The 22,423-nt window shown below is 60.3% G+C and carries 15 protein-coding genes; 7 read left to right on the plus strand and 8 right to left on the minus strand.

Features of this window, described 5'->3' with window-relative positions:
* Window positions 1-34: 34 nt before the first annotated feature.
* On the plus strand, window positions 35-535 hold the full coding sequence (locus OSH07_RS03190; protein ID WP_266337143.1) for a hypothetical protein: 501 nt from the start codon (window positions 35-37) through the stop codon (window positions 533-535).
* Window positions 536-913: 378 nt separating this feature from the next.
* Here the strand turns inward: OSH07_RS03190 and OSH07_RS03195 are convergent, their stop codons facing one another.
* On the minus strand, window positions 914-1,801 hold the full coding sequence (locus OSH07_RS03195; protein ID WP_266337144.1) for a hypothetical protein: 888 nt from the start codon (window positions 1,799-1,801) through the stop codon (window positions 914-916).
* 724 nt (window positions 1,802-2,525) lie between these two features.
* Here OSH07_RS03195 and OSH07_RS03200 point away from each other — a divergent pair.
* The gene (locus OSH07_RS03200; protein WP_266337145.1) at window positions 2,526-3,146 is read left to right on the plus strand and encodes a phospholipase D-like domain-containing protein; all 621 of its coding nucleotides are present in this window, start codon (window positions 2,526-2,528) and stop codon (window positions 3,144-3,146) included.
* The gene (locus tag OSH07_RS03205; RefSeq protein WP_266337146.1) at window positions 3,127-3,843 is read left to right on the plus strand and encodes a hypothetical protein; all 717 of its coding nucleotides are present in this window, start codon (window positions 3,127-3,129) and stop codon (window positions 3,841-3,843) included. The genes OSH07_RS03200 and OSH07_RS03205 overlap by 20 nt, the downstream gene beginning before the upstream one ends.
* Before the next feature lie 251 nt (window positions 3,844-4,094).
* Here OSH07_RS03205 and OSH07_RS03210 read toward each other — a convergent pair whose 3' ends face one another.
* The gene (locus OSH07_RS03210; protein ID WP_266337147.1) at window positions 4,095-4,772 is read right to left on the minus strand and encodes a hypothetical protein; all 678 of its coding nucleotides are present in this window, start codon (window positions 4,770-4,772) and stop codon (window positions 4,095-4,097) included.
* A 785-nt stretch (window positions 4,773-5,557) separates the two neighbouring features.
* On the opposite strand from OSH07_RS03210, the gene OSH07_RS03215 reads away from it, so the two are divergent.
* Window positions 5,558-9,904: a sacsin N-terminal ATP-binding-like domain-containing protein gene (locus tag OSH07_RS03215; RefSeq protein ID WP_266337148.1), complete on the plus strand. Its 4,347-nt coding sequence runs from the start codon at window positions 5,558-5,560 to the stop codon at window positions 9,902-9,904.
* A 248-nt stretch (window positions 9,905-10,152) separates the two neighbouring features.
* Here the strand turns inward: OSH07_RS03215 and OSH07_RS03220 are convergent, their stop codons facing one another.
* The 5 genes from OSH07_RS03220 to OSH07_RS03240 form a co-directional block, all read right to left on the minus strand.
* A complete protein-coding gene (locus OSH07_RS03220) occupies window positions 10,153-11,877 on the minus strand; it encodes a retron Ec67 family RNA-directed DNA polymerase/endonuclease (RefSeq protein WP_266337149.1) in 1,725 nt (574 codons plus the stop codon).
* A 200-nt stretch (window positions 11,878-12,077) separates the two neighbouring features.
* Window positions 12,078-13,490 carry an argonaute/piwi family protein gene (locus OSH07_RS03225; RefSeq protein ID WP_266337150.1) on the minus strand — a complete coding sequence of 471 codons (1,413 nt, stop codon included), beginning with the start codon at window positions 13,488-13,490 and terminating at the stop codon, window positions 12,078-12,080.
* Window positions 13,487-15,262 carry an SIR2 family protein gene (locus OSH07_RS03230; RefSeq protein WP_266337151.1) on the minus strand — a complete coding sequence of 592 codons (1,776 nt, stop codon included), beginning with the start codon at window positions 15,260-15,262 and terminating at the stop codon, window positions 13,487-13,489. The genes OSH07_RS03225 and OSH07_RS03230 overlap by 4 nt, the downstream gene beginning before the upstream one ends.
* A gap of 208 nt (window positions 15,263-15,470) precedes the next feature.
* Window positions 15,471-16,799: a hypothetical protein gene (locus tag OSH07_RS03235; RefSeq protein ID WP_266337152.1), complete on the minus strand. Its 1,329-nt coding sequence runs from the start codon at window positions 16,797-16,799 to the stop codon at window positions 15,471-15,473.
* Between the two features lie 159 nt (window positions 16,800-16,958).
* The gene (locus tag OSH07_RS03240) at window positions 16,959-18,704 is read right to left on the minus strand and encodes an AfsR/SARP family transcriptional regulator (protein ID WP_266337153.1); all 1,746 of its coding nucleotides are present in this window, start codon (window positions 18,702-18,704) and stop codon (window positions 16,959-16,961) included.
* Between the two features lie 179 nt (window positions 18,705-18,883).
* Here OSH07_RS03240 and OSH07_RS03245 point away from each other — a divergent pair, with 179 nt between their 5' ends.
* The 3 genes from OSH07_RS03245 (at window position 18,884) to ppk2 (ending at window position 20,619) form a co-directional block, all read left to right on the plus strand.
* Window positions 18,884-19,159, plus strand: a complete 276-nt coding sequence (locus OSH07_RS03245) for a DUF4242 domain-containing protein (protein WP_266337154.1) — start codon at window positions 18,884-18,886, stop codon at window positions 19,157-19,159.
* A gap of 156 nt (window positions 19,160-19,315) precedes the next feature.
* Window positions 19,316-19,771: a hypothetical protein gene (locus tag OSH07_RS03250; protein ID WP_266337155.1), complete on the plus strand. Its 456-nt coding sequence runs from the start codon at window positions 19,316-19,318 to the stop codon at window positions 19,769-19,771.
* Between the two features lie 47 nt (window positions 19,772-19,818).
* Window positions 19,819-20,619 carry a polyphosphate kinase 2 gene (gene ppk2, locus OSH07_RS03255; RefSeq protein ID WP_266337156.1) on the plus strand — a complete coding sequence of 267 codons (801 nt, stop codon included), beginning with the start codon at window positions 19,819-19,821 and terminating at the stop codon, window positions 20,617-20,619.
* A gap of 22 nt (window positions 20,620-20,641) precedes the next feature.
* On the opposite strand, the gene OSH07_RS03260 is transcribed toward ppk2, so the two are convergent.
* Window positions 20,642-22,354: a SulP family inorganic anion transporter gene (locus tag OSH07_RS03260; RefSeq protein WP_266337157.1), complete on the minus strand. Its 1,713-nt coding sequence runs from the start codon at window positions 22,352-22,354 to the stop codon at window positions 20,642-20,644.
* Window positions 22,355-22,423: the final 69 nt, after the last annotated feature.

Raw genomic sequence — 22,423 nt, forward strand, 5'->3', positions numbered from 1 at the left:
ATCCGACCGGCCTTCATAGATCGTTTGAAAGGCTATGGAAATGCTACTCAACCCGGTTGAGGTGATCGCTGCGAAGCGGGCCCATCTTGCTCGTTTGGCCAATGAAGGAGGAGCCTCTGGCGAGCAGCACGCATTGCTTATCATGGATCAATGGATCGCTCGACCGAAAGGCTCTGCACTTCGCATTCTTCTTGAAGAGCTTGCTGCAGATGGAGTCAAAATAAGGGCTTCAAGTTTCGATGCTTTGGCCTTGCCCACAACGATGGACTTCTCGGATCGAAGCGAAGTTCGATTACATCTGCCGGCGATTACCTTCATCGAGATCAAGACTGCAAACCAGCCCCGGGTGCAGCCCGGCTTCAAGGGGTTCTTTTTCGCCTTGACGGAAAGCGAGATCGCCGCGTCAGAGCAGTTAGGCCCAAGACATAGAGTAGCCCTGTTTAATAAGCTCACTGGCGAGTTTCTACTAACATCGGTGCCAGAAATTATCTCGCGTACAAAGTCAATGAACTGGCAGCTTTCAGTTCAACTTTGATAACCGTATTTTGAGGGACTTAGAGGGCTATAGCGTAGACGTAGTTGTCATCTTCACCCGGTGCGGCGCGCCAGATACCGCCGAATGCCCTCTACAACGCGATATCGCCGCCGATCACCGCATACCCACCAACCGGCATGCGAAACCGCCGATTCCACGCTACAGCCCGATAAAACTTGAAGGCCAGCAAACGGCAACTCCCGACGCCGTTGTCGCCGTTAGTAATGCTTCCGACCTCACCCGAAGCCTGCCGTTCGTTCAGTCTCTCGAAACGGCAAAATCAGGCGATCTACCCGGACTGACTGCTCCGGACAGAAGGGCTACGAAAGCAGACGTAGTGGGCGGGCGGGCTGCCGGTGACCTGTAAGGAGTGAACCTCTACAGGCCGGGCATAGGGCGCTTGCGTTTCCCGTCCGCGTAAGGATCAGGAATAGTAGCAGCGATGCTTTTGACTTTCTCAATGTCATAGGCGACCGGCCTTCCCATGAGAAAGCTGCCTATGTACCTTTCGAGCAGTTCCTGCGTCGGCTTTATCCCCTCTTTTGCGACCTTTCGCATCGCTTTCAATGTTTCACTTCCGACAGGCCCAATGTCGTTCACGACGGTACTGATTAGCGCCTCTACGCGTTCCTGCTTAGCCTTACCGATGGTGCCAGCTCGCACGTACTTTGCCATTACGATGAGCAGGACTTCCTCACAGTGCATTATCTTGAGCGTGTCGCCAAAGATTCTCCGATACGCCCCCATTATATCTAGATGAGTGAAGACGTAGCGATAGAACTCAGGGCAAGTGCTTTCCACGAAGCCACCGGACACGGTGTTCTCAGGCGCTGCCAGGATATAGAATGGGGTCCTATCAGAAATCGACATCTCACTTACGATGTGGAATCCGTAGCAGGCTAGCGACACCACGCAGAGATTATTTTTGGTGGCAACGTTGATACGCTTGAACCTATCAGTCGCCTCCTCCCACGACAAATCCTCTCCCGAGGGAACAATGTGTATCCCGGTGTCCTTGCCGCCATGGGTGTCGATGTGGATGATCGGACGAAGGCCGTCTTCACGCGCCTCCTTCTCAACCTGATCGAGAAATACCCGCAGATGGTCCGCGCTTTGGGGCTCGAACAAGACGAAGTTCACCCCCTTGCAATGGAAGAACGGATCAAGCTCCTCGATTATCCGTCGTGTTACGCCTTGCTCAGATTCTCTGAGAGAACTGATCCAGATGACGCTGTTGATGATAACACTGGAACTGGTGACTTCCATGTATTTCCCCTGTGGCGATCCGCGCCTCAATACACCAGGCCACTTTGTACGTTTTCTTTCAACTTGAGTTGCCGCAGATGACAATCTGTGAATTGACGCGAATCCCGCTACCTAAATTTTTCGATCAGTGAAAGGGCCGCTTTTGTGGCGTAGCCATCCGAAACCTACCATTCCGCTTTCCACCCATAGGTGCCATTCGCTCGTGCCGAAATTTAGAGGGCTATGGCGTAGACATAGTTATCATCTTCACCCGGCGCGGCGCGCCAAATACCGCCGTTTGCCCTGCCGCCGATCACCGCACACCCACCAACCGGCATGCAAAACCGCCGATTCCACGCTACAGCCCGATGAAACTTGCAGGCCGACAAACGGCAACTCTCGACGCAAAGCGGACGTTCTTAGACCACTGAGAGCGTCACGAAAGCTGTCGTATCTGGTGCTTCCAACGGTTGGCGTTTTTGGGAGCCAGAGACCGATTAGCGGTTTTGGAGATGTTGCGCTACTGAAGTGGACGTCAGTTGGCATTTTGCGTCGCATTGCCAATGGCGAGTGGCAGTCCATTGCCGGTCTGTCCTCTGTTTGTGGCTCAAGCCGGAGACATCCATGATCGCCAGTCGGTCGACGGCGAGCAATTTTGTGCAACTATATGTAAAGTCGTTTCACCACATAAGGTCATTAAGTATCTTGGTGTCGACACTTCGCATTTACGGAAATTGCTTCTGCAATGGCGCTTTCGGAATTATACGCAAACACGCGCGCAACAGATTTCACCATCAATTTCTTTATGAGGGTAGGACTTGACCCCAAGTTCGCGCTATTAGCCGCGCCGTTCTTCACGACAAATGACCCTATCAAGGCTCTGACTGACAAAGGTTGTGATGTGCGGTTGATTGTTCGGTTTTCGCCGATCACAACGCCGGAAGCGTTACGGCATGCCCTTGAGAATCCCCGGGTCAAAACCCGATATTTCACCGACGCCAAGTTTCATACGAAGCTTTATATCATCGACAATGTCGCGCTCATCGGCTCGGCCAACCTCACCGATAGCGGCCTGAAAGCAAATCGGGAGCTTTCTATTCTATTGAGGCAGGATCGCGATGAGACCTTCAACGCGCTACCCGGCTTATTTGACGAATTGTGGAACGACGCAGACGTTTTGAACGAAGATGTGCTCCGCGAATATGAAAAAGCGTACAAATCCAACGAGAAGCCGCAGGATGAAGACGCCTTCGAGAGGTTCATCCACAAATTCGTAAAGCCTGCCCCCCCCCAAGAGCATTGCCGTTGGCAGCGAAAAGAAAACGAAAGAGCGGACCTTCATCCAAGTGTTTCGCAGAAAATATGATGAAATTCTGGTGCCTGCGCACCGTGAAATCCTCGAAGTAGCTCAACAGCACGGCTTTGGGCGGCCAGAATACGCCGGTCAGGATCCCCAGATCGAGATGGGAAGGTTTCTCGGATGGCTGCGTCTGACACAAGGCAGCGGCGATGGTTGGCGTGAGACATCGGTGCTTAGCGACTCGCAGGATCGGGCCGCGCGGATTGCCCAATATGTGCAGGTCTGGCAGTCCACAAACGATACTGTAAAAGGCGATATGTATCACGCTTCGGCGGAAATCGAGAACATCGCGAACATTCGGAAGTACCTCCGTGATCCGGACGAGTTGGAACGGCTAAGTTTTGATGAGCTGTTCCGATACCTTACCGGATGCCACGCGTTTCTCGAACGCTTGCGCTTTGTTTCCAAGGATATCGGAGAGAACTTGTCCGGCCTTGAACGGCTGCGCATCGATTTCCAGAAGAAAAATACGTTCACGGCCGTTTTGCGAACGGTTCGCTATCTTCTGGCGGGCTCCGGCGATGCGATTGAGCGTGCCTATGACTGCATATACGGTAGCTATAAGCTCACCGGCTTTGGTGAAGCCTGTGTAATGGAGTTGCTAGGGTGGGGAGACACCAAACGACCTCCGTTCAATAATCGCTCCATTCGAGGCATCCGCTTGTTAGGTTTTGACGTGGAGCACTTGGTCGCTGGTGAGTAGCGAACGGCTGAGGGAAAGCTCATGGCCGTTTTCCCAACTCCGCCGTCGAGAAGCCGTCTGACCGCTCCCCGCCCCGAAACTGCCAGAACATGGCCAGTGACCTTCTTCCGGCAGAAACCGATCCCGTGTCTGCCGTGCGGGCCGCTCAGACCACTGCCCCAAACCGGCCATTCCAACGGCGCCAGGATTTCGGCTCGAATGCAGGACTGCGGATCGTCTGCTTGTAGTGGTCCGTAGTCCTCGTCATCAGCTCAGGCTGCCAGCGCTTGCGACAGGCCGGTGTCGTTTAGCCAGTCCACCCAGCGACGCAAGAAGGAACGAAAGCCATCTTCGGAAATACGAAGGACGTGATAGCCGACAACCTCACCACCTTTATCCCGGCGCTCACTTATGAAGGCGATCATCTCCGCCCGACTTCCATGGAGTCCGGAGCCGTCCTTATTCAGATAGGCGATAGAGCCATGAGCCAGCGCATTTCGTAGCCCCTGTATGGCCGTCACTGCCGAGAGTTTGGTTGCGGCGTCTTTGGCCTCGGGTTTGGCTAGTTCAGCAGCAACCTCATTAGGAATACCACGAGCAAAATTGTGATGTCCGTCGTGACGGGCGTAGGACCACCCGTCACTGTCGGAGAAAAACGGGCAGGATCGAAATGGGTCCGCCGAGGTGAAGCTCAACCTCAGGCGATCAGCCAATTGCTGGTCAAGGTGCCAGTCATCGGCACTGCCTTCCACAATCGGATGCTGCTTCAGAATGCGCTCAGTCGGTAAGACCACGATCGGCGTTGCAAGGGAAAGCAAAAAGGTCGTCGACAGTGGCCCGCCATGACGCGCGCCAAGCTTTTTGTCACGGGCGACCGTATCCCAGAGTCCATCGAGTAGTTCAAGGCATCGGTCAGGTAGCTCGAGGCTGTAGTTGCGTGGATTGCCCATTGTGATGTCGTTCCTCCCAAGGCCGATAAGACCCGGGCCAGGAGCGACGGTCAACATAAAGTGGCCAACTGAAAAAACAGCAAAGTGCCAGAGCTCTTCGAAACTTATCCGAACGTCCGCCTAACGGGTAAAGTGACTTCTGCTTGAACGGCCGAAATGGGGGGGGCGTTGTTGCCCAGCGGACATAGGCGCGCCATTGGCAGCTATTCTCCGTATCACGCCTAGACCGGACAGTCCGCTTCCCACCCAATAGGAGCCATTCGCTTGTGCTAAAGTTAGAGGGCTATGGCGTAGACGTAGTTATCATCTGCACTGCGCGCCAGATACCGCCGATTCCCCTCTACAGTACGCCGTAGCCACCGAGACTACGCCGTGCAAAGAGCGGGAAATAGTCTGTGTGAAAAAAAAGCGTAGAAGCGGCGGCGTTTGGCGGTGAAAAAGTTCGAATCGCTTATGGTCGATTTCTGGCCCGACCCGGACGTCGCGTAGAGGCTTTCAAGTGACAGTTATGCGCCCCATGTCCGTAGCTAAGCTGGCGATAGGCGCATCCCAGAGGCGGACTTCCCCAGCGACTGGGCGATGCCGCACGTTCGCGCCCCCCGGTCGACATCGCTATCGGGCTTGAACCTGCCCCCCCCCCCAAGCAGTTAGACTTTTGCTCTATTTGTTCTAATCTTTGAACGTCTATGTTTTCGGGGGTGCTTCAATATATGGACGAATTAGCGGTTCTTCCGTCACCGACTGCGGCCGAGAGTGACGCCGACCTGGGAGCTCGCGCCGCGCGGATGATCTGGGACGATCAGGCGGCTGTCGATGATCTGAAAGATGCGCGCACGCCCGAATTTGCCGATGCCGTGGTCACGGGATTGGCGAATGCTTTGGCATCCTCGCCTGGTGCCTTGAAAAAGATGATGCGCGGCGCGGCCGCCGCTGCCGAGGATTTGAACGTCGAGCCGTTTCAGGGGCTGACGGAAGTGATCCAAAACGCGGATGATCTACACGCCTCGGAAGTGCGCTTCGCCTTCCGCGACACGGATGCCAGCCGCGAGCTATTAATCGTGCATAATGGTCAGCCGGTTGCCTGCCAGCACGTGCTGGGCATGGCGCTGCCATTCGTGACGACCAAGACTAACAGAACCGATCAGCGTGGGCGGTTTGGCATTGGCCTGAAGACGCTCAAGCGCATCGCGGATGATCTCGCGGTCCATTCGGCCCCGTATCATTTTTCCGGGAATCAGCTTTCGGTCCAAGTCGTGCCAGCGGAAGGACCGCTGCCCGGCTTCTACGATCCCGCGGCCGACACTATGATCGTCCTGCGCCTGAAACCGGATTTCAGCGTGGAGGGACTGAAAGCTTGGTTCGCGGAATGGGATGACGACGGCCTAATCTTCCTGACCTGGGTCTCGAGTTTCCGCTGGTGTGATCTCACCGGCGCAACCCTCGAAGGCCGCACCCTGAGCTTCGGCGCGTGGGAGAACATCACTCTAGTTGGCGGTCGCGCCTCCATTACCGCGCTGTCGAGACGCGAAGTGCAGAGCACGGGGGCCTCGTGGACCGTGTGGCGCGCGACCTTGCCGGTGCCGGGCCATATGCATCCAGCTCACAAGGCTCGCGCAGAGGTGACGCAAATTTCCATCGCCGTGCCGAGCGCGGCGGGCGCGGGAAGTCTTTATATCGGCTCCAAGACGCGCGTCTCGGTGGACCTGTCATTTTCGCTCGACGCGCAATTCGACCCCAGCACCACGCGCGAGGCCTTGATCGAAAGCACGTGGAATAACTGGCTGATCGAGCGATGCGGCGATGTGCTTGGCGAGATCGCGCATGGCCGGATGCTGGCGGCGCCCAAGGAAGCTTGGCGCTATGTGCCGGTCGCTGCCGAGTACATCGGCAACGAAGGGGACCGTTGGCTGCGTAGTGGCTTCGCGAAATCATTCGAAACCGCGCGAAGTTGGCTTGGCGAGCATGCGGCAATCCTCATCCACGGCGCGTCCGCCGCCTTGTCGGATATCGCCTATGAACATGCCGATCTAAGCGATCTTCTGACCGACGTCGACATCGAGGCACTGGCCGAAGGATCACGAGCGCTGCCACGCGATGTTCGCGATGCGAGCGGTAGGTGGCGCACAGTGCTCGATGAAATTGGAGTCTGCGCCACTGTTGGCACCACGGAGTTGCTTGAGGGCTTCAAGCAATCGCTGTTTCAACCGAAGGAACCAAGTTGGTGGGTGAAAGCCGCGCGCGTGTTGGTAGAGACCCACGCCGATGAGGAACTATTCGATGTGCCGTTCTGGCTGACTGATGAAGGGCGCGCAGTGGTCTGCAAGCCCAAAGGCGCTACGGCCAAGCCGCTCGTTTTAGGCGGAGAGTTTTCACTGTTTTCCTTGCGGTGGAGCCTGCTGGATTGCCTGCATGCCGAATATGGCATCGATAAGGATGGCGATGTCGCGGTGAAGTGGCTGGATAAACACGCGGCGTTCCGAACAAGTGTCGATGCGTCCACCGAACTCGCAGCCTTCGCGGAGCGGTTCGCGGCGACGCCGCTAGAGATCGAGGACGAGGAGTTGCGCGAGCTTCGCGATCGTTTCGATCAACTGAGCGATCGCCGCGCGGATGAGATCGGTCATGCTGTGGGCGCAGCGCTGATGGTGGATGGCTTCGTTTACAAGAGTGGCAAGATGCACCGGCAGAAGGTGCGTCCGACGGAAGCTTATCTGTGCAAGACGTTGGACAGCGATTTCCCCAATTGGCCCACAGCGGCTGGGAACGTGCCGGGCATTCAGTGGATCTCCGCCAAGTACGATGAGAAACTGAAGACTGGCGCCACTCGCGCGCAGCGTAAGCGCGCTGATGGAACCATCTCGCGAGGCCCGCGGAAGTTCTTTGCTCTGCTCGGCGTGGAGACCGCGCCGCGACTGAAGCAAACCGGGTTGGTCCGTTGGGGCGGCGCGACGCGGACCCGGGAACTCCGTGCGGCCCAGGCCGAGCAAGTGCCGACCGATTGGATCAGCCCCGATCTCGAACGCGTTCTAGCCGCATTCCCCAAGCTCTCCAAGAAGGACCTACGCGAGAGAAGCCCTGCCTTGTTCAAGGCCATGGCGCGCGCCTGGGAGCGGTCTTACGCCAATCGCAAGATGGTCGCCTCGCAGCACGAGGCGCGTGTCTACGTTTATCCGAGGGCACCTGTCACCGCGCAATGGCTGATCCAACTCCGTGAGACGCAGTGGGTGGCGGTCGGCAAGGGCGAGTTGGCTACGCCGAACGAAGCCGTGGTGAAGACGCAAGAGACGCAAACGCTTTACGCTAGCACCGCCTTCGCGGTCGGCGTCGATTTGGGGGATTTTAGCGCGGACTTCGCGGCGACGCTTGGGTTGGTAACCTCGGTGCGTGTCAGCGATCTCGTCAAGCTGCTGCGCGAGACGCGCGATGGGGTCGAGGCCATAGATGACGCGCAGGTCATGGCGATCTATCGCAACATCGCGAAATACCTGCCCCGCACGGTCGCATGGAACACCCGTATCGGCGACATGACCGCCCAGGATTTGCGCAAGGCTTTCACCGAGAACCAGGGGCTTATCCACGTCGGCGGCAATGTTTGGCGCGGGCCAACCGAGTTGATGCGCGGAAAGGATATCTTTCGTGACCGCGCGCGCTTTGTGCCGGGTGGGCCGGCCTTGGCTAGCCTCTGGTCGGCCTTGGATGTACGTGAGCCTACGCTCGATGACTGCCTTAAGTTTCTGAAGTCGCTGGCGGGGCAAGCGCATGACGTGGGGGTCACGTCATGCCTGATTGACGTATATCGCTATATGGAGCCCCTGCTGGCCAATGCGGAGCGGCGGCACCGCGAGCGCACGAAAGCCCTGCCGCTGTATTGCGGCGACCGTTGGGAGTCCGAGCGGCCCATTTTCCTGGTCGAAGAATCCGAACTTAGATCGCAATTGGCGAAGGCTTTGCCCGCCAAAAAATTCTGGACGCCGCCTTGCGACCTTCGCGAGTTGGCGTCGTTGGTGGTTTTCACAGGGGTGACGCGCAGCGAGCCGACCTTGGTCGTTGCGGACGATCGCGAGACGGCCCTTGATCGTGGTGATGGCATGCGAGCGCACTTCCGGCAGGCGGTCGATCACCTCTCCGATGAACTAGCGCGCAACGACCCAGAGGTGCGCAAGCGCATGGCGATCAGTTGGGATGCGCTGCGGGAGATTCCGTTGTTCGTATACTCCGGTCCGATTGCGGTTCGGGCAATGGGCGAGGAACTGTCAGCGGTGAAAATTCCGATCCAGCTTCAGGCATTGATTGTGCGCGATCCGCTCGAATTACATGTCTGGGACGAGGCACTGCCCAAGCGCGAATACGGTGGCCACGCGGTCGCGTCGTTGTTCCCGCATGCCTCGCGCCGCGGCGTCGAGGCCGAATGGGTGGTGGCCTGGCAAGAAGCGCGCGAGACCGCGGCCGAAGCCATTCGCCTCGCATCGGACGAGGAACACGCGGAGGCAATGGAAGACCGCGCCGCAAAAATCAACGCTGCCCCGAAAAAGAAAATCTCGGTGAGCACACCCGGTGGGAAAGGCCCCGCCGTGAAGCCCCGAACCCTTAAGAATAGCGTTGGTCCCATTCTAGGCGCCACGGTGGTGCCGGGTTGCGATCCGAAGCCGGCACCACCGCCGACAAAACCGAAGCTGCACGACACGCCGCCTCCGCCAAAGCCGCCCAATCCCGGATCGCGCACGGCACCGACGGCCTACACCGATCGCGATCTGGAACAACGCGGCTGGGAGTTGCTGACGCAGGCGTTGGAAACCTCAGCGGAAGAACTGCTGGTTGATTTTCGGAATCGGCATGAAGTTGGTGCCGACGGCGCGATCGACTGGAAGACCTTCGTCGAAATGAAGGCGACCGGCCGCGCGCCGCAGAGTTCGATCGAGATGTCCAACGCCGAGTACGAGCGCGCCAAGGAACGTGGCAATGACTTCATTCTGGCTTTGGTAAGCGGACTCGAAGATGGCTATCAGGACGAGGTGCGGTTGATATTCGATCCGGCCAATCGCGCGACCGTCCGCCCATTGAACGGCGTGAAGCTAGTCGCGTTGACAGAAGCGCCTCAGGTCCTGATCCCGTTTGGGAATTCAGAGGAATGACCTGGCTTCCTGTAGGCCGCGACCTTGGTCCAAGCTCGACCGGAAAACTATGGCATGACGGCAAGCGGATATGCGCCAGGAGCGGACGTTGGCTTCAGGCTACAAATCGGACGTTCTGAGTTGTCTGGTCCGAATAGCGCAGCATCCTTTGCCGGGCGTCCAACCTTGCGGTGAGATAGGGCTCGTCGAACTATGTTGAGTTCCGCTCTGATGTGCAGGCCTTCTCGCCGCTGGCGAACCTCTTCAATTCAAGGCGCGCCAACTTTCGCAGCATGGTCGGCCAACACCGCAACGAGGCGCTCAAGAAGCGGCGTAAATCCGTCCCAGTTGATGGCGTTCGCATGAGGTCTGACGACCCGATGAGCGAACGGCGCCTTGCTGATGTGGATCGCCTTGTCGAAGCCCTCGCCCTCCCGGTGGAAGATCTTCCCTTCGACAGGGATAGTTTTCGTCGCCGCGTCGAAAAGATCCTCAATCTCGGACATGGGAGCCCCTGCGACGTGAGGCGTCTTTACGAGATAGAGGTTCTCCGTGAGATGGAAGAACGGATCGGTCGAGGCGTTGCTGATCGATGTGCCGAAGTGGTTGTTGAGGGGTTTGGCGACCTTCGGCGAGAGGACCGTGTCGTTGTCCAGGAGAATGATCACGGGGAACAGCAACGGCTTATGTTTGTAGGCCCTTATGCGCTTTGCGTAGCTATGCATCAGCGAAACCAAGAGGCTGGCACCGCCCGTTAGGCCCAAGATGCGATGGACCTCATTCGTGTAGTTGAAGAAGGTCATCGCGTAGGAGAACCCCTCCGGCGTCTTCTCGCCGAGGGTTGGTTGAAACGCCGGCAGGTGCGCGATCGCGTTCCTCAGATAGATGCTGTCGGTCGGACCTTCGCAGACAATAAGTGGCCGTTCGAGCGCGACGAAGGTCTTGTAGAACCAGAAGCGGACATGGTCGGCGTGACCATAGACGACATCAGGCTTCGCATCGTTTGGAAGGCGCTCGCTCTTGAGCTTCACATTTCGAACGTGGCTCATCATGCCGGCTAGGGGCGCCAGGCTGGTGATGTTTTCAGGAGCAGCACCTTCGGGCACGCCGGCCTTCAGTGTCGGCAGGTGATAGCTGCCTGTCTCGTACATAGACCGGCACATTGAGCGTAGCGATCGCCAATAAGTGCGGGTCACGTTGGCTTTCGCGTTGACGGTCAAGCCGGTGACGAGTTGGCGGCTCCCCTTGATCTGCATCCGGGTCTTAGTGGGATTGAGGAGGAAGCCAGATTTCTCGATAACTTTGACGAGGGCATCACCCGCGATCCACGAGTCGTCTGCCGCCTCCGCCGGCAGCGCGAGCTCGGCCGGGAATTCCTTCTGGTTCGTCGAAAAACTCAGATCGACAGCGTACCGCGAGTATGTCACGTGATGCTTCTTAGCGAGCTGAACGAGGCGGACGTCGAGGAGGTGCGCGATCATATCGGCGATCACCGGCGAACAGGGACTTCCCTGCGGTAGCGCATTTTCAAAACAGGCGATCTTGGCGAGGAGGGTCGCGATCTTCTCGTCGAGCTCGAAGTCCTTGTCCTTCAGGAAGAAGCCGCGCACGCGCCCGAAATTGAACGTCGGAAAGAAGTCGGCGAAGTCGACGTTCAAGACGTAGCGGCGGTTCGTGTGATTGCGCGCGTTGCTGACGATAGACAGCTTCTTTCGGAAGCCATGGGAGAGCGGCTTGCGCGGCGTCGCCTCCAGGATCTCATCTCGGCATTCGTTGAGGAGATCCGACAGCGCTCGTTGCGCGTCCTTTAGTGGCCCGACAGGGGAGGAAATCTCCCGCTCACCACCGGCCTTTTTGGGGATCGTGAACTTCTCATACTTCGCCGCGTCGGGAAGCTTGTAGAGGACGTAGGCCAGATAGCTCGGCTTGAAGCCGAGAAGATCGGCCACATCGCCAAGCTTAGTGGCGGCTTTCAGTGCGAGAAGTTTCGACACTCAACCCCCGTCGAACAGGGGGCGGCTTACAGGCACTCTTACGCAAACGACCGTCGATCGACAGCCCATCGCCGAGGAGCGTTGAGGAGCGTCTCCCCCCAACATTGGTTCATATGCGGCAATGACGCCGCAACAAGTCTGCCTGTAAGCCTTGCCGCCAGCGTAGCAAATTTCTCGGACTGATGTCGAGACCAAGGACATCACATGAAATTCCGAAAATCGTACTCTTCATCGACTAGCGATGGGTTTTGTTTGATGATTTGAGCGAAGCGCTGCGAGTACTCAAGCGTCACGGGAAGCTTCTTGTAGAGCGTGTTGTTGTTCCAATCCATCTTGGTGAGGCCCAATATGCCTGAACACGTCTCGAACCAACCGCCGCTGCCGCTGAACCTGCGTAGCATCAACGGCGAAGGCACCGGCTTGAGTGGCCCTTCCTTGTAGACGTCGCGGTTGGGCTGCGACGTGTGAACACCGCGGACGCTTCCTTGTGTCCAAAAGAGCGCTTCGCTTTCCGACATAGGGATCAGCGTGCCCCGCTTCACGGGGTAGCCATCAGGACGTGGCGGGGTGGACGTGTTGTACCGCGTCGCCGACCAGTTCGTGTCGCGAACAACCTGCACCAACTCAACTTCGGTCTGATCGTTGAAGGCCTCGATCGCGCCCAGCGCCTCTTCCTCGCGGAAGGCCGTGTTCTTGTGGATCGTCACCTTCTTCGGTGCGCGGCCAGAGTGACCGCGCTGATAGATTTCGAGGCTGCGCGACATGACGCTCAGCATCTCGTTGTAGGAGAGATAGGGGTTGTGACGACGGTCCTGCGTGAAGTCGCGCGTGTCGTAGGCGACGAACTGAAAGCCGGTGCCGTCGGGGTCGAAGACCTGGCTGCAACAGGTCTGGTACTCTGTGCCGTCAGCCGTCTTCTTCATCGCGTAGCTGATGCCGATGAATGCGTTGTTCCGATCCAGGCCAGCCAACTTCCAAGGGATGCCGTTGGATTTGGCGTAGAGAGCCAGGCTCAATCCCCACATCACGTTCGCGCGGTCTGGCCGCGCTAAACTGCTGTCCAGCACGATTTGGAGCGGAATGTTGGACGGTGCGCAGTACGCCTTCAGAAAGTCGTGCAGGTCGAAGCCGGGCTCTTCAAAGCAGGCGGCCCAACTCTGCGGCAGATAGAGGAGAAGGACGTCGAAGTTGGATCGCTGCGACGCCATCTTTCCGATCGCATCGAACAAGAGGCGCGCGAGTTCTCGCTTGTCGCCCTGCCGCGCGCTCTCGTCGAGATCTTGCCCGAGCTCGGAACGCGCACCCGCGTTCGGACCATTCAGAGGTATCCGGAAGAGACGCTCAAAGCCAGGATACTCCGGATAGTAGTTGGTCGCCTCGCGCGGTGTGAAATTGCGGTTGAGCTCAATGACCAGTCTGTCGAGTTTCGACATGCCGGCCTTAGGCGCCAGGAACGCAAGTCGGACACGTGCAGGAACACCGAGGGCCATACTGTAGGGGCCGTGATCGATCAGTCCCTTAAGCGGATGAAGTCCGACGTTGCGGTTGGCAAAGATCAACTGCGGCTCGGGAACCGTCAGGTAGCCGTTGAGCTCGTAGGGACGCAGACTCATCGTGCGCCCCCTTTCGAAAAGCCCGTTCGGTCATTGACGACGAAGGTCGGATTGCCCGGCCCTGCAACATGATCGAACGACGTCAGCGTTCGGTCTGTGTGTCGCGGAGTTCCGGGAAGAAGCAGCTCAATCCACGCGCTCATCAGCGCATTGGCAGGACCGTTGTAGCGACCGCGCATTCTTCGATCCAAAAACGTGGACGCTTCTCTTCTCGCCCACCGCGGCCAGATGTAGACGTCGGGTTTCAGCAGCACCCACGTCCGTCCGCCGATCTGTTGAAGGTCGATCTCCACAGCTTCAGCCCACCAGATGGAAATCGACTCCGGATGTTCTTCGGTGGGCTTAGTCATTAGGCCGGAAACCTGCCCGTAGACGTGACCTCCAGATTCGACAGCCTCGGATAGCCCCTTCAAGAGAGGAGACCGTGCCGACTGCCTTTCGACGATCAGCGTAGAGCCGTAGCGAGAAGCCCGATGCACCAACGGCTTCCCGCGTTTGAGCGCGAGCGCCAAACCGCCCTCCACAAACCCTTTGAGGTAGAGGTTCTTATCGAGCTCGGCGACGCGGTCGCCGATATCGAGCGCGGCAATCTCCGGTGCGTTTGCGCCGAAGGCTTTTCGAACTTCGCTCTCAAGTCCCCAAGCATAGACGTCGGCCTCCTTTGTCAGGAGGATTGCTCCCTCTGCCGCACGCTCAGCTTTCCGAAGCGCTTCCCAATCAGGGGCATCTTTAAACGTCAGCTTGAAGCACTGTGACGGCAGTTGCGCGATCGGCAGCGCATTCACTCTGATGATCGGCGCGCGTGTTCCCGCTCCCGGCAGATCGATATTGACGGTCCGATCGGCGACACGTCCGACTGCCTTCACGAGCTCGTCTGGCCGGTTGGGTAGTTGTCGCCAGAGCCTCGACATGAAGCTGTCGAAGGTCTCGATCTCCACAATCTCGGCCTTCACGCCCTTCGACTTGGCCGCTGCGATTAAGTCCGTCACCGCCTGCATCGGCGGCCGGCCCTTCAGCGTGGTCCAATACAGCCCGTGCGGAAATGGATTGGTGCCCTCGAGCGCGGAGCGCATGAGGGCCATCACGCTCTCGTCGCGTCCGCTATAGCCGGCGACGACCAGGCCAAAGCGGTTCCACGCTGTGACCGCGGCCCGTCCGAGCTCCTCGTTTTGGGACTTCAGATCGTCTTCGAGGTTCTTGATGCTCCGATAGCGGAAGTCGCCGTGCAGCTTCGTGTAGATCGGGAAGGCTTCTCGATTCAGAGCAGTGAGCGCCGCATAGCTGCCCTCTAGATGAAAGGCCGCAATGTCCTTGCCGGCGACGGCCGCATAAGCCTTCTCGATGACACTGTCGAAGTTCGTCGTGAAGACGGTCCGAGCCGCGTCGAGCGAAATGAGCGCGGCCAAGATGCGGTGGCCTTGCGTGAGCGAGATGCGCTTCTCATCAAGGCTGGCCGCCAGATAGGCGCGCTGGCGCTCGTAGTCGTCTCGGAAGATCAGCTTGAAGCACGCGGAATACTCGCCCGGATCGCCGGGAGGTGGGAAGTTGTGCGCGTCCATATATGCCGTGATCTTCTCGCGAACGGCGGCGTTCTCGACGTCGTTCGCGGCGATCTCCTGGTTCTCTTCCTTGCAGTAGTGCCGACGCTTCAGATCCCACATCACATCCCATGCGGTCGGCAGACCGGCACTTTGGGACGTGCCAGCCCCTAAGAACCAGGAGAATTGGTTCACCGCCTCCGATAGCACCTGAATCAGTTCTGATTGCCGCATTAGCTCAGTCTATTGAGGCCATCGTTTGCGCACAACTTCAACTTGTTGGACGGAAACAAGCAACCCTTTGCTTCCACCTGTCTGTGTAGGTCGCAACGTCAAGTCGCTATGTGGTGGGGAGCGCATTCCCGCGTCTGCAATCGACCGGGTTGCTGCCCTAGAGTGCTCTTATCTCAATGTACGCGCTGTGATTGTTCAAACGACCTTACTATCCGCTAGAAAATTTCGAACGGTGTCTCTCCTCCGGGGCAAGCCAGCTTTCAATGAAATCCAGCGGATCGACACTTCCCATCACTGATCTGGCGAGCGCTAGACGTCCTTCTAAACGCTGCCGACGGTCGTCATCCGCGCTCTTTAGGCGCTCTGTTGCGTCTGAGAAGAATCGCTCTACGGTCATCGCCTTTCCCCACTTCTCCATGATCTCGGCCAGTTGCTGCCGGCTGTCGGCGAGTGCCTGGGCCGTTTTTCTTGCATCTTCCTCCCTTTCGTATCGCTCCCACCGCTCTTTTTGCTCTTTTTTCCTCTGCTCCTCTGCCGCTTCTTCGGCCTCCATAAGGCGTTGCAGATCAACTTTTGACGCCCCTAGCGTCTCGACAATTTCTGGGATCAGGCGCTCAAGCGATTGCTGCTCGGTTTCCTGCCAGTTGCGAGACCAGTTGACGCCATTCTTTGGTGAGTAGGCAACGATACGAAAACGCCCGCACGGCATATCCTGTTCGGTTGTCCACGAGTGCGTCAGTTGCCAAGATTTTGCTGACCGGATGAGCTTGCTGTCCTCACGATGGTAGTCGCCATTGAAATAGCGCATCGTCACGCGCTCGGTCATCTCGGTGATGGCGAGCGCTACAGGCACCATGTCGATATAAAAAACCGTCGGCCTGTCAGGTGCCCAAATACTTCCCGAGTGGTAGCGACCGTATTTGCGATCCTTTCGCTCGACCTCTTGTTCCCTGACATGAATCCGCAGCAGATTGTCGGCGGCTGGCGCGATTTGAACGCGGTAACTTCGCTCATCAAGCGCAAGATACAGAGCGTTGGCGATGGAGAGAGCACGCTGAAGCGCGGCTTCTGATGAAATCAGGTCCGGCAGAATCCTTTTGTAGGGCCTGAGGAACTCGCCCTTCTTGACCTCCCGTGTTTTCCGAAAATGTTCTTCTGCACCAAAAAGCAGCGGGTGACGAACCGGGCGGCGAGTTTTCGTAGCGAGCTTTGGCTTACGCGGGGCTCCTTCCTCCATCGTTCGCTTTTTGCGCGGTTTGACAACTGGCAGCAGGATATCGATGGTCTCATCGGATGCTTCTGGCAAGGTCGGCAACTCTGCCGAAAGTCCTAGGGACTTGCGGGTCCAGTATCCCGATCCGGGATAAGGCACTTGATATTGTTTGCAGATAGCTGCCAGTGCCGTGCCGGAAATTCCGAGCTCCGGTGCGACTTTGCTAAGTGGCCTCTCACAGACTCGTTTATAAAGCTCAACGCGAGTCACCTGCATAGCGAATATCTCAATTCCCTCACCAGCGATATCGCATTGCAGGTACACGCATTGATCCCATCTTTTGAAGGGGAATCTGCCCTTTTTTGATGCCGATTTTAGAGGGCTATAGCGTAGATATAGTTGTCATCATCACCCGGTGCGGCGCGCCAATTTTCTCTTTCCGGACGATATCGCCGCACGGACGCTGTTTGGTCAGCCCGCGCTTCAGCCGTTCCGTGCTTCTGGTGGGCTCGATTCCGCAGCGGCGTTCGTCGCCAGCAGGGCTGTGGCGCGCTGGAGGTGGTGGTCCATGTGTGCACGGGCGGCGAGGCTGATCCATTCCCGCGTCAACGCGGCCGCCACCTCGGGAATGTCGAGCCTGCGGCTCATCTCGACCCGGGCCGCGACGATCTCCACCCGTAGCGCGACATAGGGGTCCGTCACACGGATGCAGCGCCGGTCGGCCTCTTCCAGCCATTGCGACGCCGCCACGAATTCGCGTTCGGCCATGTAGGTCAGGGCAAGCGAGCGCGCATTCGCCGCCTCCCAGCACGGGTCGCGCAGCTGGCAGCTGAGGGCGAAGCCTTCCTCGAGGGCGGCGCGCAGCGGCGCTGGCTTGTCTTGCTGGCGAAGCCGCGCCTCGCCGAGCAGGGCGATCGGCCAGGGGCGGAAGGCGACCCAGTGCAGCGTGTCGATCCGCTCGAGGCAGTCGCGCAGCCATGCCTCGGCCTCGTCGAGGCGGTCGGCGGCGAGCAGGCCCCAGGCGCCGAGGCCGAGCGACCAGATCTCGCTGCGCCGGTTGCCGGAGCTGCGCGCGTGCTCCAGCGCCGTCTCATAGTGTTCCAGGCCGCGCGTGAACTGCCCCCAGTCGACCAGGTTGAAGGCGATGACGGCATGGATTCCGGCCAGGTCGCTGCCGTCCTCGGCGAAGTGCAGCGCGTCGCGCAGATGCGCGTCGGCGCCGGGTCGGCGGCCGGCGAGGGCCTCGACATAGCCGAGTTCGCGATAGCCGGCGGCGGCGATGCGTGCATAGCCTTGCGACCGGGCGATCTCGACGCCTTGCTGCAACAGCACGGAGCCCTCGTCGTCGAAGCCGCGCACCGAATGGACGAGGCCCTTGCCGAGTTCCAGCAGCGCCTCGGCCTGGAGGCGCGGATCGCCTGCTTTCTCGGCCCGGGCGACAGCCTGGCGCAGCGTCTCGATGCCGGCATCCGTCGCCCCGGCGCCAAGCGCCGCCGTGCCGGAGCGGATCATCGATTTCACATGCGCCTCGAGCGAGACGCCGCCCGGCGGCGCCGCGACCGACAGCCGGGCGGCGCTGCGCAGGGCCAGCGACGGCGCCGCGCCCAGCTCGTCGTCGAACAGGCGCTCGGTCGCCTCGACATGGGCCAGCGCCGCCTCTGTCCGCCCCGCGAGCGCAAGCGCCTTGACGAGCAGGATGTGGGCACTTTCGTCATAGCCATCGCGGCCGACGGCCGTTTCGGTCAGGCGGATGGCGCGCGCGTAGTCGCCGACGGCGAGTGCCTGCATGGTCTCGCGCCGGATCCTTCCGTCGATTACGGCCCGGATCCGCTCGCGCTCGACGAGCAGCCAGGTCGCGAATTCGGGGCTGCTTTGCGGTTCGGTTCCCGCCAAGAGCGGCTCCATATCGGCGATTGGAAGCGTGTCGCGGTCGAGATGCCACAAATCGACTTCGGTCTCCGGCGGCAGCCGCAGTTCGATCGGGTCGCCGACGAGGCTGTCGGCGCTGTCGAGCGCCTTGCGGAGCGCCGCGAGGCACCAGCGCAGCGCCCCGAGCGGATCGCTGCTTTCGGCGAAGAGTTCCGCCGCAAGCGTTCGCCGTTCGAGCGGGCGCGGCGCCAGCACGACGCGCGCCAGCACCGCCCACGCCTGATGGCCGCGCACGGCCTGGCTTTCGCCGGCCTCATTGAAGATGGCCGGCCTGCCGAGCAGTCTTATCCGTCCTGCCACAATCGGGAGCTCCTGCGAGGTTTCCGCCTCGGACCGGGTCTAGACCCGCGGCATTGCCGCACCGAACCGTGTGACCAGGCGTTGGATGCCGCTGCGGCAGTTTTCGGTCTGCTTCCGCTTCGCGTCAAACGGCATGGCTGCAGAAACGTGGCGCATCCTGCAAACGGAAGGAGAAAAGCATGAAGACCTTCGTGATCGAGCGCGAGATTCCAGGCGCCAGCAAGCTGACGGCGGACGAGCTCAAGGGCATCTCCTCGAAGTCCTGCGACGTGGTGGCGCGTCTGGGGGAGCCCTACAAATGGGTCCAGAGCTATGTCGCCGGCGACAAGATCTATTGCGTTCATGAGGCGGAGAGCGCCGACGTCATCTACCGGCATGCCCGCGAGGGCGGCTTTCCGGCCGACCGGGTGACCGAGGTCGCCGCGATTATCGGACCACAGACCGTGGCCGGCTGATCCGCCGCCAAGGCCCCGGCGGACGCGGATCCGCGTCCGCCGGGACACCCGCCCGGACGCATCGCGCGCTGGATTTCCTTGATCTGAATCAAGCGCGAGCGGCCTTCCGAAGCGTAATATTCGGGACAGTGTGCGGGCCTTCTAGGAGCGTGGCAAATGTCCGGAAGCATCGACGACCTCATCCCCAGCGCGGCGCATATCCGTGAGGAAGCCGCCCGCAAGGAGGCCGAGAAGGCGGCGGAATATGCAAGCCTCGCCGCGGCAGCCCAGGCGGAGAAGAATGCGCTCGTCGAGCAGCTGAGCCGGCCTTCCGGCAAGACCGAGGATGAGAAGGTCCAGTTGGCCGCGACGGTGATCCAGCGCGCGGTGCGCAACGGCCTGACGGAAGTGCAGGTCTACCGCTTTCCCAATTCGATGTGCACGGATAATGGCCGCGCCATCAACCAGCAGGAGGAGGGTTGGGAGAAGACCCTGACCGGTATTCCGAAGGAGATCTTCCAGCTCTGGTCCGATTATCTGAAGCCGCGCGGCTATCACATCCGCTACCAGATCATCGATTTTCCCGGCGGCATGCCGGGTGACATCGCCATCACGATCTCCTGGAGCAATTGAGGGTTGAGGGCGCCGCCTGACCGGCGGCGAAGCCGGGGACGACGATCATGGCACGCGATGAGCCGGACGGACGGATGAAGCGCAGGGACTATGAGGCGGAGCTGGAAAAGCTCCAGGTCGAGCTCTGCCATTTGCAGCAATGGGTGCAGGAATACGGGGCGCGCGTGATCATCCTGTTCGAGGGGCGCGACGCGGCCGGCAAGGGCGGCACGATCAAAGCGATCACCGAGAAGGTCAGCTCGCGCGTCTTCCGCGTGGTGGCGCTGCCGGCGCCGTCGGATCGCGAGCGGACGCAGCTCTTCATGCAGCGCTACATGCAGAATTTCCCGGCCGGCGGCGAGATCGTGATTTTCGATCGCAGCTGGTACAACCGCGCCGGCGTCGAATATGTGATGGGCTTCTGCAGCCCCGAGGAGCACCAGCGCTTCCTGTCGCTCTGCCCGCAGATCGAGAAATACATCATCGATGGCGGCATCATCCTGATCAAGCTCTGGCTCGAGGTCGGGATGGAGGAGCAGGAGCGCCGCTTCAAGGCGCGCATCCATGATCCGCTGCGGCAATGGAAGCTGAGCCCGATGGATACGGAGTCCTACCGGCGCTGGTACGAATATTCGCGGGCGCGCGACATGATGTTCGCGGCGACCAGCACGGAGCATGCGCCGTGGCGGATCGTCCGCTCCGACGACAAGCGCCGGGCGCGGCTGAACTGCATCGCGCATATCCTGGAGCGGATTCCCTATGCCCGCGTGAAGCGGGAAGAGGTCAAGCTGCCAAAGCGCTCCGGCAAGGGCCATTACGACGATCAGGAGTCGCTGCGCGGCATGGAGTTCGTGGCGGAGCGCTACTGACGGCCGGCACAGGTCGCTGGGGTCACGGCTCGCCGGCCGGCGCGGGGCGCGGCCACTCCTTCCCCAGTACGCCGTCGAGCGTCTGCGGCCATTCGCTTCTGTCCGTCTTCTCGGCCAGCCCCTCCGCCTGCAGCAGGTCGCGCACCTGCGCATGCGCGCCGACGATGTGGAAGGCGATGCGGCGGGTTTCGAGCATCTCCTGGAGATCCAGCAGCATACGCGCGCCGGCCAGGTCGATATAGGGCGAGGCGGAGAGGTCGCAGGCGACAGCCCGGATGTCCTTCGCGTCGTCGAGTGAGCCCGCGACTGTCGAAAACACCTTCTCGGAATTGATGTAGAGCAGCGAGGCCTCGGGCCGGAAGGCGATGATGCCGCCGAGCGCCTCGATATCGGCGTGGCGGGCGCGGTCGGCGTAGCGTCCGGAGCCGGGGAGCCGGCCGAGGAAGGCGACGTTGGGCCGTGACGCGCGCGCCAGGAGCAGCAGGACCGAGGCGATCGCCGCCAGCAACACGCCCTGCAGGATCCCGAGCAGCAGCACGGCGAAAAGGGCGATCGCCGCCGCATAGAAATCGAGCCGGCTCACCTGCCACATCCGCGCCAGCGAGGCGATGTCGACCAGCTTGTAGACGGCGGTGAAGACGATGGCGGCTAGAACCGCCTTCGGCAGGTTGGTCAGCAAGCCGGTGAAGAAGAGCAGGCATAGCGCGAGCGCCACGGAGCAGAAGACGAGGGCGAGCGGCGTGCGCGCGCCGGCATTGTCGTTGACGGCGGATTGCGACAGGCCGCCGGCGACAGGATAGGCGCCTCCGAACGCCGCGGCGAGGTTGGCGGCGCCGAGCCCCAGGAACTCCTGTCGCACGTCGAGGCTGTAGCCGTGCTTGGCGGCGAAGCCGCGGGCGGCCGAGACGCCTTCGATATAGGCGAGCAGCAGGCAGCCGGCCGCGATCGGGAAGAGATCGTCCGCCGCGAGCAGGCCGAACGCCGGCACAGCAATGGCCGGCAGTCCCTCGGGGATCGTGCCGGTGACCGGCACGCCGAGCGCTGGCAAACCGAACAGCGTGGCGACGACGATGGCGACCGCCATCACCGTGAGGCCGACCGGCCGGCCGGGCAGCAGCCTTTCGCCCGCGAGAAGGAGCGCCATCGCCGCGAGACCGATGAGGAGGACGAGCCACTGCGTTCCGCCGAGTTCGCCGGCGAAGCGGATGGCGCGATCGAAGAAATTGTGGCCACCGCCGGCGATGCCGAACAGGCTCGGCAGCTGGCTCATGATGATCGTCAGCCCGGCGCCGGCCTTGAAGCCGACGAGGATGCTGTCGCTGACCAGGCGGACGAGGATGCTGAGCCGGAAGAGCCAGGCGATCAGGCAGAGCAGCGCGACGGCGCAGGCGGCGAGGCTGGCGATCGCCGCGTAGCGGGCGGCGTCGCCGCCGGCCAGTGCGCCGACGGAGCCGGCGATCATCAGCGAGATCGCCGATGTCGGGCCGACCGCCAGCTGTCGCGACGAGCCGAGCAGGGCGTAGCCGATACCGCCGAGCATGTAGCCGTATATGCCGACCTGCGGCGGCAGCCCGGCCAGCGCCGCATAGGCGAGCGACACGGGAATCGCGTAGGCGGCGAGCGTCACGCCCGCGACGAGGTCGGCCGGAAGCCAGGCGCCGTGATAGGCGCCGAGCCAGCGGGCCGGGGGAAAGAGGTCTTTCCAGCCTGTCTGGAGCAAGGAGCGGATCTGCATGACCGTCGCCGTCGTTCCGCCGTCGCCCCGACAATTCCGCGGCATGCCGGCTGTTCCGATCTTCCGCCC

Origin of the sequence: Kaistia nematophila, assembly GCF_026343855.1 — a bacterium.
In the GTDB taxonomy this organism is placed as follows: Bacteria; Pseudomonadota; Alphaproteobacteria; order Rhizobiales; family Kaistiaceae; genus Kaistia; species Kaistia nematophila.